This window comes from Streptosporangium vulgare (genome assembly GCF_042428775.1).
Taxonomy (GTDB): domain Bacteria; phylum Actinomycetota; class Actinomycetes; order Streptosporangiales; family Streptosporangiaceae; genus Streptosporangium; species Streptosporangium vulgare.
The window spans coordinates 340,639-352,076 of sequence record NZ_JBHMBS010000009.1; the positions used below are offsets into that span (position 1 = coordinate 340,639).

Below are 11,438 nucleotides of genomic sequence, written 5' to 3' on the forward strand. Positions count from 1 at the left end.
TGATCATGGTTTCACCTCTGCCAAGTGGACGGTCCCACTACACTGTGCGGGTGAGTCTGTACCGTGACGACGGCATCGTGCTGCGCACCCACAAGCTGGGAGAGGCCGACCGCATCGTCACCGTCCTGACCCGGCGGATGGGCAAGATCAGGGCCGTCGCCAAGGGGGTCCGGCGGACAACATCACGATTTGGGGGCAGGCTCGAACCTTTTACCCACGTCGACCTCCAGTTCCACACCGGCCGCACGCTCGACATGATCACCCAGGCCGAGACCATCCGGTCCTACGGCGAGCCGCTCGTCTCCGACTACCCGCGCTACACGGCAGGCACCGCGATGCTGGAGACCGCCGACCGCCTGGTCATGGGGGAGAAGGAGCCCGCGCTCCGCCAGTTCCTGCTGCTCGTCGGCGGCCTGCGCACGCTCGGCACGGGGGAGCACGAGGCCAGGCTCGTCCTGGACGCCTATTTCCTGCGCTCCCTCGCCGTCGCCGGGTACGCCCCCGCCCTGGAGGCCTGCGCCCGGTGCAAGGCCGTCTCGGTGCGGGCCTTCGCCATCGTGGCCGGGGGCGTGGTGTGCGGGACCTGCCGCCCCGCGGGCGCGGCGGTGCCCGAGGGGGAGACCCTCGCCCTGATGGTCGCGCTGCTCAAGGGCGACTGGCTCACCGCGGACGCCTCCGTCGCCCGGCACCGCGCCGAGTGCAGCGGCCTGGTCGCGGCTTACCTCCAGTGGCACCTCGAACACGGCATACGCTCTCTTCGACACGTAGAAAGGGAGCAGCCAAGTGAACGTCCGCCCGCCCGTCCCGCATCCCTCAGGCGCCACCCCGCCCCCGATCCCGCGTGACCTCGTGCCCCGGCACGTGGCGATCGTGATGGACGGCAACGGGAGGTGGGCCAAGCAGCGGGGCCTGCCCCGCACCGAGGGCCACAAGGCGGGCGAGGCGTCGCTCTTCGACGTGATCGAGGGCGCGATCGAGCTCGGCATCCCCTACCTGTCGGCCTACGCCTTCTCCACGGAGAACTGGAAGCGATCCCCCGACGAGGTCCGCTTCCTGATGGGTTTCAACCGCGACGTCATCCGCCGCCGCAGGGACCAGCTCCACGCGATGGGCGTGCGGGTCCGCTGGGCGGGCCGTCCCGGACGGCTGTGGAGGAGCGTCATCCAGGAGCTGCGCGACGCCGAGGAGATGACCGAGGGCAACTCCACGCTGACCCTGCAGTTCTGCGTCAACTACGGCGGCCGCGCCGAGATCGTGGACGCCGCGCTGCGCCTGGCGCAGGACATCGCCGACGGACGGGTCAAGCCGGGCCGGGTGAAGGAGGAGACCTTCGCCCGCTACCTGGACGAGCCGCAGATCCCCGACGTCGACCTTTTCGTACGGTCCTCCGGCGAGCAGCGGATCTCCAACTTCCTGATCTGGCAGACGGCGTACGCCGAGATGGTCTTCCTCAACCGCCTCTGGCCCGACTTCGACCGCCGCGACCTGTGGGAGGCCTGCGAGACGTACGCCAAGCGCGACAGGAGATACGGGGGAGCGGTGCCGAACGCGGTCCCGTCCGCGCGGGACGCCTCGGGTGCCCCGGGCCTCCCGGGTGCCGCAGCGGAATAATGTTATGTTCCGGGTGACGCCGCCCCCCTGAGAGGTGCCCCCGGATGACTGTCAGGATCGAACGCGACGGGCCCGTCACCACCGTCGTGCTCTCCAGGCCCGAGGTCCGCAACGCCGTCGACGGTCCCACGGCCCGGGCGCTCGCCGACGCCTTCCGCGACTTCGACGCCGACCCCGGCGCGGCGGTGGCCGTGCTGTGGGGCGAGGGGGGCACGTTCTGCGCTGGAGCCGACCTCAAGGCCGTCGCCGAGGGCCGCGCCAACCGGGTGGAACCCGAGGGCGACGGGCCGATGGGGCCCACCCGGATGCGGCTCGGCAAGCCCGTGATCGCCGCCGTCGCCGGGCACGCGGTCGCCGGAGGGCTGGAGCTCGCCCTCTGGTGCGACCTGCGGGTGGCCGAGGAGGACGCGGTGTTCGGGGTCTTCTGCCGCCGCTGGGGCGTCCCGCTGATCGACGGCGGCACCGTGCGGCTGCCACGGCTGGTCGGGACGGGCCGGGCGATGGACATGATCCTCACCGGCCGCCCCGTGCACGCCGCGGAGGCCCTCGGCATGGGGCTGGTCAACCGGGTGGTGCCGACCGGCACCTCGCGCGCCGCCGCCGAGAACCTCGCCGCCTCCATCGCGCGCTTTCCCCAGGAGTGCATGCGCGGCGACCGCATGTCGGCGCTGGAGCAGGAGGGGCTGCCCGAGCGGGAGGCCATGGCGGGGGAACTGCGCCACGGCCTGAACGCCCTGCCCGGCGCGGTGGCCGGCGCGTCGCGCTTCGCCGCGGGAGCCGGCCGCCACGGCGACTTCGACGCCCTCTGACCCTCGGCTTCCCGGGCGAGGGCCGGTTTCTCGGGGGGCCGACTTCCGTGGCGACGACCGGTCTCCCCGGTCTCCCCGGTTTTCCCCGGTGGGGAGCGGTCTTCCCAGGGGGATCGGCCTCCCGCGTCGCTCCGGCCTTTTCCGTGCCCCGGCCGTCAGCCCTTGACCTCGCGCAGGCGACCGGTCTCCACCTCGTAGACGAAGCCGCGCACCGAGTCGGTGTGCGGGATGAAGGGGTCGTTCCTGATCCGGTGGAGGGACTGGACGACGTCCTCGTCGAGGTCGGTGAAGGCCTCGGCCGCCCAGTCGGGCTTGATGCCGACCTCGGCCTGGATCTGCCGCTTGAAGTCGTCGTCGGTGAAGGTGAGCATGCCGCAGTCGGTGTGGTGGATGAGGATGATCTCCCTGGTGCCGAGCAGGCGCTGGCTGATGGCCAGGCTGCGGCGCTCGTCGGCGGTCACCACGCCGCCCGCGTTGCGGATGATGTGCGCGTCGCCCTCCGAGAGCCCGAGCAGGGCGTACGGATTGAGGCGGGCGTCCATGCAGGCCAGCACGGCCAGCCCGCGCGCCGGTGGCAGGGGCAGATGGCCCTTGCCGAATGTCTCCGCGTAACGCTCGGCGTTGGCGAGCAGCTCGTCGGTGACGCTCATGGGTTCTCCTCGGGGGTAGGCGACGTCATGTCACAACCTACCGGCATTACCTACTCAGTCAATAGGTATTAGCGGAGAGTAACGTCAGGCCCGGCGGCGGGCGCGGTAGGCGGCGACGTGCATCCGGTTCCCGCAGGTGCGGCTGTCGCAGTAGACCCGCGAGCGGTTGCGCGACTCGTCCACGAAGACGTGGTCGCAGTCGGGCGCCGAGCAGGTGCGCAGGCGCTCCCACTCCCCCTCGACGAGCAGGTGGGCGAGGGCGACCCCGATGTCGGCCGCGAGGTGCTCGTGGAGCGAGGCGTCCGGCGCGAAGTAGTGGACGTGCAGGGGGTGGCCGTCGTGCTCCGCCAGGCGCGGGGTGATGCGGGTCCCGCTCAGCAGGGTGTTCAGCCGGATGACCGCGGTGGGCTGGTCCGGGGCGGTGAAGACCTTGTGGAAGGCCTCGCGCAGCGCGCGCACCTGGGTCAGGTCGGCGGCGTCCAGCTCCCCGATCCCGCTGACCTCCCAGCGCGCCACGAAGTCGCCGAGTTTCCGCAGGTCGGTCAGGGTGTCCTCGCCTCCGGTGGAGGGGGAGGTGTTGACCAGGTCCACCGCGGTGGCGAGTGAGTGCACCATGTCATGTCCGAATGGCATGTTGACTCCCGTAGAAGGATTGCAACGTGGAGGCGCGTACGGCGGCTCGCCGTGTCGGAAGCGTATCTCTCCCGTGGACCTCCGGCGCCTTCTGCCGGGCGCCCGTCATCGTGGTGTGGCGCGCCCGACAAGGCTTTCCGCGGGACATGTCCTGGTGAGCCATGATGTGCACGCCGCGTCCTGAAACCGGGCTTCTCGTACGTGTTCCGTCGCCCCGCGTAGCGTTGTGTCGCTCTGTGGTCGCTCTGCGGTCACCCTTCGTCGCGCTGAGTCTCACCGTGTCGCGCTGTGGGCGCCCCGCGTCGCGCTGCCGGGCGTCCGCTCAGGCGCGGCTCGGGGCGCGGAGCGGTTTGGCGGCGGTGGCGCAGGAGGCGCAGGTCCCGAAGATCTCCAGCGTGTGGGTGATCTCGGTGAAGCCGTGCTCGGAACCGGTGGTCTCGGCCCAGCGTTCCACCGCGGGCCCGGCCACCTCCACCGTACGGCCGCACCTGCGGCAGACCAGGTGGTGGTGATGGTGGTCGCTGGCACACGCCCGGTAGACCGACTCTCCGTCGTCTGTTCTCAGCACGTCGACGTGGCCGGTGTCGGCGAGCGCCTGGAGCGCCCGGTAGACGGTGGTCAGTCCGATCTTGGCGCCTTCCGCGCGCATCTCCGCGTAGACGTCCTGCGCGCTGCGGAAACCCTCGCTCTGGCGGAGGATCGCGTGGACGGCGTCACGCCTGTTGCTCATGGGCTGGCCTCCTGAGGTCGGCTTCGACGTACGAATCTACCGAGCCCGAGGGCGAGGACGAACCCCGCGAGAGCGACGATGACGATGATCGCGCCCGGTGGAACCTCGATGTAGAAGGAGGATGTCAGGCCACCGACCGTGGAGATCATCCCGAACAGCATGGACAGGAACATCGTGCTCACGAACCCCCGGGTGAGCTGCTGGCTGGTCGCCACCGGCACCACCATCAGCGCGCTCACCAGAAGCAATCCTACGACGCGCATGGCGATCACCACCGTCAGCGCGGCGGTCACGGCGATCAGCAGGCTGAGGAAGCGGACCGGCAGGCCACTGGCCTTGGCGACCTCCTCGTCCTGGCACAGTACATAGAGCTCCCGCCCGAAGACGGCCACCACGCCGAGCACCGCCACCGCCAGCAGGCCGATCACCCACACATCCTCGACGGCGACGCTGCTGATCGAGCCGAACAGGTAGGACATCAGCGTGGCGTTGCTCCCCCCGGGAGCCAGCGAGATGAGCAGCACACCCCCGGCGATGCCGCCGTAGAACAGCAGGGCGAGCGCCACGTCCCCGCTGGTCCTGCCGCGCTCGCGGACCAGCTCGATGGCGACGGCGCCCAGCACCGAGACCAGCACGGCCGTCAGCACCGGGGCCGTTCCGGTCAGGAATCCCAGGGCCACGCCGGTCAGCGCGACGTGCCCGATGCCGTCGCCCAGCAGGGCCAGGCGGCGCTGGACCATGAACGTGCCGATGGCGGGGGCGGCCAGACCGACCAGGAGGGCGGCGATCAGCGCCCGCTGCATGAAGTCGAACTGCAGAAGCTCGATCACGAGGCGGGCCTCCAGTCGAGCGGGCTCACGGGCTCCTCCTCGGCGTGCGGGTGCACGTGGTCGTGGCCGGGCAGCGCGTGCGTGCCGACCGCCTGGGGCGGTGGGCCGTCGTGGCACACGTGACCGTCCCTGAGGACCACCGCCCGGGTGATCAGGGGCTCCAGCGGGCCGAGCTCGTGCGCGACCAGCAGGACCGTCTTGCCCCGCGCGACGAGCGTGGACAGGGTCTCCGCGAGGAGCAGCTGGCTCTCGGAGTCGACGCCCGCCGTGGGCTCGTCCATGACGAAGGTGTCGGGCTCCCCGGCGAGGGCGCGGGCGATCAGCACCCGCTGCTGCTGCCCGCCGGAGAGCGCCTGCACCGGGTCGGAGGCGCGGTGGGCCAGGCCGACGGCCGCCAGGGCCCTGTCGGTCGCCTCACGGTCGGCCGCGCCGGTCAGGCGCAGACGGCGCTGCCTCGCGATCCTGCCGGAGGCGACGACCTCGCGGATCGTGGTCGGCACGCCCCCGCCCACCGAGAGCCGCTGGGGTACGTAGCCGATCCGCCACCATTCGCGGAACCGGGCGGGGGGCCTGTCGTACAGGAAGGTCTCGCCGCCGGACAGGGGGACGAGGCCGAGCAGGGCGCGGATGAGGGTGGACTTCCCCGACCCGTTCGCCCCGAGCACCGCCACCGCCTCACCGGCTTCGACGGACAGGTCGATCCCGCGAAGCACCGGACGGCGGTCCAGGTTGACCTGGCCGCCGTTCATGGTGAAAACCGTTTTGCTGGATGTCACGTGTGCCCTTTACGAGCAGCTGAGCGCTGCCTGGAGTGTGGAGAGGTTCTGGCGCATGGCGGACAGGTAGTCGCCGTTCGACGGCTGGCTTTCCACCGGATCGAGGACCGCGGTCTTCGCACCGACCTCCTGGGCGAGAATCTCGGCGACCTTCGGGCTGACGAGGGTTTCGGTGAAAATCGTAGTTACTTTCTCCTGCTTGGCCACTTTTGCCACTTCGGCGAGGCGGGCGGGAGAAGGCTCGGCGTCGGGGTCGAGGCCGCTGATGCCGATCTGGTGCAGCTTGTAGCGGTCGGCGAGATAGCCGAACGCGGCGTGGCTGGTGACGATCGCGTCCGAGGAACAGGTGGCCAGGCCCTTGGCCAGCTCCTGGTCCAGGGTGGTGAGGTCGGCGGCGGTGGCGGCGGCACGGTCCCGGTAACCCTGGGCATGGGCGGGGTCGGCGGTGGCCAGCCTCTCGCCGAGCTTGGTGGCGACCGTCGCGAAGCGGGCCGGGTCGAGCCAGAGGTGGGGGTCGTAACCGATCTCCTCGTGGTCGTGTCCCTCCTCGCCGTGGTGCTCCTCCTCCGCGACCGCGGGGAGCGGGGTGACCGAGGTGGCCGCGTCGAAGGCCCGGTCGGCGGCGTGCTGCTCGACGGCCTCGTCCACCGCGGGCTGGACGCCCTTGATGTAGACGACGAGCCCCGTCTTCTCCAGCCCGGCGACCTGGAGCGGGGACAGCTCCAGGTCGTGCGGCTCGACGCCGGGCTTGGTCAGGCCGGTGACGGTCGCGTCGGGACCGCCCACCCGCTCGGCGAGCCACTGCAGGGGATACATGGCCGCGGTGACGGCGGGCCTGCCGTCCGCGGAAACGCCCGACGCCCCTCCGGATGAGCCGCCGGTGGTCGTGCCGGTCTCGGTGCCGCAGGCGGTGACGGCGGCGAGAAGGACGGCGGACGCAGCCAGGCTGGCATTACGTATGCGGATACGTCGGGAGGACTCGGACATCATGTCACCCAGTATGCGCGTAAATGAAAACGGTTGTCAAAATCGGACCTCGCGCGACGCCCGTGGAAGGCGCCGTTCCGCACACGGGGGAGCACCGTACGGCATCGGGGCGGCCGTGTCCGCGCCGGGCGGCCGTATCCGTGCCGGGAGGGAGGGCTCGCGCCGGGAGGGAGGGCCCGCCCGGCGCGGGGCCTTCGGGGGCGCGGGCGTCAGAGAGCCCGGCCGGCGAAGGGGGCGAGTATCGCGGCCGGGCTCTCGTCGCCGGGCCGGGGAGCCGCCGCTCTCCGGCCTCGGCGGTCGGTGGGGGCGAACGCGGAGGCTCCGGCCCGGCTGAGAGGCTCCGGGGCGCACCTCCCGGCCACCGGTGGGCCGCGGCGCCTGAGGGTGTGGGCGCTCGGCCCTGCCGGTGGCCGAAAGGTGCGGCCCGGGCTCAGCCGGGGACCAGGCCGACGCGTCCTTCCCCGGTGTAGACGTTCATCGAGCTGCCCCTGACGAACCCGATGAGCGTCAGCCCCGTCTCGGCGGCGAGCTCCACGGCGAGCGAGGAGGGGGCCGAGACGGCGGCGAGGATCGGGATGCCGGCCATCACCGCCTTCTGGACCAGCTCGAAGGAGGCCCGTCCGGACACCATGAGCACGGTCGAGGCGAGCGGCAGACGCCCGTCGCGCAGCGCCCAGCCCACCAGCTTGTCCACCGCGTTGTGTCGGCCCACGTCCTCGCGCACGCAGAGCGCGTCGCCGCCGAGGGTGAACAGGCCCGCGGCGTGCAGCCCGCCGGTCCGGTCGAACACCCGCTGGGCCGCGCGGAGCCGGTCGGGCAGCGCCGCGATCACCTCGGCCGTCACCGGCGCGGGATCGCCGTCCACCCGCCACCTGGCGACCGTGCGGACCGCGTCGAGCGAGGCCTTGCCGCACACCCCGCACGAGGAGGTGGTGTAGAAGTTGCGCTCCAGCGAGGTCGCCGGGGGAGAGGTGCCCGCGGCCAGCCTGACGTCGAGCACGTTGTAGGTGTTGGCGCCGTCGGCGGTGGCGCCCGCGCAGTAGCGGATCGCGGTGACCTCCTCGGCGGAGGTGACCACGCCCTCGCTCACCAGGAAGCCCGCCGCCAGGTCGAAGTCGTCGCCCGGCGTGCGCATGGTGATCGTGAGCGGCCGCCCGTCGAGCCGGATCTCCAGCGGCTCCTCGGCCGCCAGCACGTCGACCCGGTGGGCGGCCGCGGCCTCCCGCAGCCGCAGGACCCGGCGCTTGACGGTGACCCTACCCATCGGCGGAGGCCGTCCGCGCGCCGGAGGCCGGCCCGGAAGCCGCGCCGGAGGCCGGGCCGGAAGCGGTCCCGGGGACGGGGCTGGGGGCGGTCCCGGAGGTGCTCCCGGGGACGGGGCCGGAGGCGGGACCGGGGACGGGCACGGGGGCCGGGCCGGAACGGGGGAGCGCGTCCTCCGAGGTGGATACGTTCTGGACGTGCTGGAAGCCGAAGCGGCCCTTGATGCACAGGTTGCCGTGGGTGACCGGGTTGTCGTGCGGTGAGCTCACCTTGACGATCCGGTTGTCCTGCACGTGCAGGGTCAGGTTGCAGCCGACCCCGCAGTAGCTGCAGATCGTCGTCGTCTCGGTCTGCCGGGACTCGTCCCAGCTGCCCGCGGCGCGCATGTCGAACTCGCTCTTGAACGACAGCGCCCCGGTGGGGCAGACCTCCACGCAGTTGCCGCAGTAGACGCAGGCCGAGTCGGTGAGCGGGGCGTCGTGCTCGGTCGAGATCATCGCGTCGAAGCCCCGCCCGGCGACCGAGATGGCGAAGCTGTTCTGCCACTGGTCGCCGCAGGCGTCGACGCACTTGTAACAGAGAATGCATTTCGAGTAATCGCGCACGTAGAGGTCGTTGTCGACCTTCGCGGGCTGCGCGACCGTGGCGGCCTCCTCGCCGAAGCGGTCAGGCCGCGCGCCGTACTCCTCGATCCACTCGGCCGCGCGCGGGGTGGTGGACAGGTCGGCCGTCGAGGCGAGCAGCTCCAGGACGATCTTGCGGCTGTGCCGGGCGCGCTCGGTCGCGGTGCCGACGACCATGCCGGGCTCGGCCCTGCGCGAGCAGGCGGGGGCGAGCGTACGGGCGCCTTCCACCTCGACCACGCAGACCCGGCAGGCGTTCTTCGGGGTGAGGGTGTCGCCGTAGCAGAGGGTCGGGATGTCCTTGCCCGCCGCCGAGCAGGCGTCCAGCACGGTCGAGCCCTCCGGCACCCGGACCGGGTCGCCGTCGACGGTTATCTCGATCAGCCGCCGGGGCGGCTGCAGGGGAACACTCATGATGCCTCCGAGGGGGAGAAGACGCCCAGCCGGTCGATGGCCGACTCGACGGCGTTCCAGGCGGTCTGGCCGAGCCCGCAGATCGAGGCGTCGCGCATCGCCTGGCCGACCTCCCGCAGCAGCGCGATGTCGCCGGCGGTGGGCCTGCGGCTCAGCCGGTGCAGAGCCTCCTCCTGCCGCACGGTGCCCACCCGGCAGGGCACGCACTGCCCGCACGACTCGTCGCGGAAGAACTCCGCGACGCGCAGGAGGATGCGGACCAGGTCGACGCCGTCGTCGAGCACCAGGACCACGCCCGAGCCCAGCGTCGTGCCGGCCGCCCGGGTGCCCTCGAAGGTGAGCGGGACGTCGAGCTCGTCCGGGCGGACGAACCCGCCGGCCGCGCCGCCCAGCAGCACCGCCCGGAGCCTCCCGGTCGCGCCCCCGGACAGGTCGAGCAGCTCGCGCAGGGTGGCGCCGAACGGCAGCTCGTAGACGCCCGGCCTGGCGACCGTGCCCGAGACGCAGAACAGCTTGGTGCCCGTCGAGCCCTCCGTGCCGGTCGCCGCGTAGGCGGCGGCCCCGCCGGTCAGGATGGGCAGCACGTTGACCAGGGTCTCGACGTTGTTGACCACGGTGGGCTTGCCGAACAGGCCCTTCTCCACGGGGAAGGGCGGCTTGCTGCGAGGCTCGCCGCGGAAGCCCTCGATCGAGTTGAAGATCGCGGTTTCCTCGCCGCAGATGTAGGCGCCCGCGCCGCGCCTGATCTCGATGTCGAAGGCGAAGCCCTGCCCCATGACGTCGGCCCCGAGCAGGCCGCGCGCACGGGCGACGTCGATGGCGTGGGCCATCCGGCTGATCGCCCGGGGATACTCCCCCCGGATGTAGAGGTAGCCCTTGGGGCAGCCGGTGGCGTACGCGGCGATGGTCATCGCCTCCACCAGGGCGTACGGGTCGCCCTCCATGACCACGCGGTCCTTGAAGGTGCCCGGCTCGCTCTCGTCGGCGTTGCAGACCAGGTAGTGGGGGTGGTCGAGCTGGCGGGCCGTGGCCTCCCACTTGCGCCCGGTGGGGAACGCCGCCCCGCCCCGCCCGACGAGGCCGGATTCGAGCACCTCGCGGATGACGCCGGCCGGACCGATCCTGACGGCCTCGCGCAGCGCGGCGTAGCCGCCCTCGGCCCGGTAGTCGTCCAGGCTCGCCGGGTCGACGACGCCCACCCGGCGCAGCAGCACGAGGGAGGGGTCGCCCGCCTGCGGGACGGCGTGCTCGGCGGGAGGCTCCGCACGCTCGGCCAGGGAGGGGCCGCCGGTGACGTCCATGCCGCTGAGGCCGCCGAGCCTGCTGAGATCCTTCGCGCGGCCCGCTCCGCCGCCCGTGCCGCCGGCGCCCTCCGCGGCACGAGCGTCGCCCGCGTCGCCGATGCCGCCCGTGCCGCCCGCGCCGCGTGTGCCGATCACGTCGCCGACGGTGCTCGCGCCGCTCGTGCCGTCGGGGCCGCCCGTGCCGTCCGTGCCGTCGGCGGCGTGGGTCCGGCCGGCTCCGCCGGCCCCGCCGCCCCCGTCCGGGCCGCCGCTTCCGTTGGCTCCGACGGTGGGGGCCGGCGCGGGCTCGGCCGGGCCGTACACGGTCGCGCCGGGGAACTCGCCGGCCTGCAGGGCCAGCGCGGCGGGGGCCCGCTCGCACAGGCCGAGGCAGGGGCTCGGCTGCCAGGACATGCCGGGCGGGCCGAGCCGCTCCTCGGCGCTCCGCCGCACCGCGTCGGCGCCGCGCGCCTGGCAGGCCAGGTCGGTGCAGACGTGCAGCACCCGCGCCGGTCGCGGCTTCGTCGAGAACAGCGAGTAGAACGTCGCCACCCCGTACGCCTCGGCGGGCGGCACGGTCAGGCGGCGGCAGATGTAGTCGAGGGCTCCCTCGCTGATCCACCCGATCCTGTCGTTGACCGCGTGCAGCGCGGGGAGCAGGAGGTCGCGCCGATCGCGGGCCTCGTGCCCGCCGACGGCGACGCGCAGGTCACCGTCGGAGCGGGCGCCGCCCTCCCAGCCCGTCGGAGGGGCGCCGAGGAACGCGTCGACGGCGGCGCGCTCCTCGGCCGAGGGCTCGGCGTCGCTGAACCGGAGATCCACGCCCCCT

The 11,438-nt window shown here is 72.6% G+C and carries 11 protein-coding genes and 1 pseudogene; 3 read left to right on the forward strand and 9 right to left on the reverse strand.

Annotation, left to right across the window (positions count from 1 at the left end; all coding sequences use genetic code 11):
* Positions 1 to 50 precede the first annotated feature (50 nt).
* Genes recO through ACFFRH_RS21290 form a run of 3 tightly spaced genes read left to right on the forward strand, consistent with a single transcriptional unit; the run spans position 51 to position 2,420 of the window.
* Positions 51 to 845: a DNA repair protein RecO gene (gene recO / locus ACFFRH_RS21280; protein WP_344748108.1), complete on the forward strand. Its 795-nt coding sequence runs from the start codon at positions 51 to 53 to the stop codon at positions 843 to 845.
* Complete coding sequence (locus tag ACFFRH_RS21285; RefSeq protein WP_344748107.1) at positions 784 to 1,611, forward strand: isoprenyl transferase; 828 nt, start codon at positions 784 to 786, stop codon at positions 1,609 to 1,611. The genes recO and ACFFRH_RS21285 overlap by 62 nt, the downstream gene beginning before the upstream one ends.
* Positions 1,612 to 1,655: 44 nt before the next feature.
* Positions 1,656 to 2,420: a crotonase/enoyl-CoA hydratase family protein gene (locus ACFFRH_RS21290; protein WP_344748106.1), complete on the forward strand. Its 765-nt coding sequence runs from the start codon at positions 1,656 to 1,658 to the stop codon at positions 2,418 to 2,420.
* 155 nt (positions 2,421 to 2,575) lie between these two features.
* On the opposite strand, the gene ACFFRH_RS21295 is transcribed toward ACFFRH_RS21290, so the two are convergent.
* The 9 genes and pseudogenes from ACFFRH_RS21295 to ACFFRH_RS21335 form a co-directional block, all read right to left on the reverse strand.
* Entirely contained in the window at positions 2,576 to 3,070 is a 495-nt protein-coding gene (locus ACFFRH_RS21295; protein WP_344748105.1) for a beta-class carbonic anhydrase, read from the reverse strand.
* Positions 3,071 to 3,154: 84 nt separating this feature from the next.
* Positions 3,155 to 3,703 carry a CGNR zinc finger domain-containing protein gene (locus ACFFRH_RS21300; protein WP_344748104.1) on the reverse strand — a complete coding sequence of 183 codons (549 nt, stop codon included), beginning with the start codon at positions 3,701 to 3,703 and terminating at the stop codon, positions 3,155 to 3,157.
* A gap of 322 nt (positions 3,704 to 4,025) precedes the next feature.
* Positions 4,026 to 4,433 carry a Fur family transcriptional regulator gene (locus ACFFRH_RS21305; protein ID WP_344748102.1) on the reverse strand — a complete coding sequence of 136 codons (408 nt, stop codon included), beginning with the start codon at positions 4,431 to 4,433 and terminating at the stop codon, positions 4,026 to 4,028.
* Positions 4,430 to 5,263 carry a metal ABC transporter permease gene (locus ACFFRH_RS21310; RefSeq protein WP_344748100.1) on the reverse strand — a complete coding sequence of 278 codons (834 nt, stop codon included), beginning with the start codon at positions 5,261 to 5,263 and terminating at the stop codon, positions 4,430 to 4,432. The genes ACFFRH_RS21305 and ACFFRH_RS21310 overlap by 4 nt, the downstream gene beginning before the upstream one ends.
* A complete protein-coding gene (locus tag ACFFRH_RS21315) occupies positions 5,260 to 6,012 on the reverse strand; it encodes a metal ABC transporter ATP-binding protein (RefSeq protein WP_344748099.1) in 753 nt (250 codons plus the stop codon). The genes ACFFRH_RS21310 and ACFFRH_RS21315 overlap by 4 nt, the downstream gene beginning before the upstream one ends.
* 36 nt (positions 6,013 to 6,048) lie before the next feature.
* Positions 6,049 to 7,026 (reverse strand): metal ABC transporter substrate-binding protein, encoded by a 978-nt coding sequence (locus ACFFRH_RS21320; protein WP_344748098.1) that lies wholly within the window; start codon positions 7,024 to 7,026, stop codon positions 6,049 to 6,051.
* 430 nt (positions 7,027 to 7,456) lie between these two features.
* The gene (gene fdhD, locus ACFFRH_RS21325) at positions 7,457 to 8,290 is read right to left on the reverse strand and encodes a formate dehydrogenase accessory sulfurtransferase FdhD (RefSeq protein ID WP_344748097.1); all 834 of its coding nucleotides are present in this window, start codon (positions 8,288 to 8,290) and stop codon (positions 7,457 to 7,459) included.
* Between the two features lie 187 nt (positions 8,291 to 8,477).
* Positions 8,478 to 9,326 (reverse strand): annotated as a pseudogene (locus ACFFRH_RS21330) (2Fe-2S iron-sulfur cluster-binding protein); the annotation flags it as partial.
* Complete coding sequence (locus tag ACFFRH_RS21335) at positions 9,323 to 11,431, reverse strand: NAD(P)H-dependent oxidoreductase subunit E (protein ID WP_386158934.1); 2,109 nt, start codon at positions 11,429 to 11,431, stop codon at positions 9,323 to 9,325. The gene ACFFRH_RS21335 and the pseudogene ACFFRH_RS21330, both read right to left, overlap by 4 nt.
* Positions 11,432 to 11,438: the final 7 nt, after the last annotated feature.

Bases quoted from the DNA above. Each gene is read 5' to 3' on its own strand.
- ACFFRH_RS21295 (WP_344748105.1), bottom strand. From the start codon at position 3,070: ATGAGCGTCACCGACGAGCTGCTCGCCAACGCCGAGCGTTACGCGGAG.
- ACFFRH_RS21300 (WP_344748104.1), bottom strand. From the start codon at position 3,703: ATGCCATTCGGACATGACATGGTGCACTCACTCGCCACCGCGGTGGAC.
- ACFFRH_RS21315 (WP_344748099.1), bottom strand. From the start codon at position 6,012: ATGAACGGCGGCCAGGTCAACCTGGACCGCCGTCCGGTGCTTCGCGGG.
- fdhD (WP_344748097.1), bottom strand. From the start codon at position 8,290: ATGGGTAGGGTCACCGTCAAGCGCCGGGTCCTGCGGCTGCGGGAGGCC.
- ACFFRH_RS21320 (WP_344748098.1), bottom strand. From the start codon at position 7,026: ATGTCCGAGTCCTCCCGACGTATCCGCATACGTAATGCCAGCCTGGCT.
- ACFFRH_RS21305 (WP_344748102.1), bottom strand. From the start codon at position 4,433: ATGAGCAACAGGCGTGACGCCGTCCACGCGATCCTCCGCCAGAGCGAG.
- ACFFRH_RS21290 (WP_344748106.1), top strand. From the start codon at position 1,656: ATGACTGTCAGGATCGAACGCGACGGGCCCGTCACCACCGTCGTGCTC.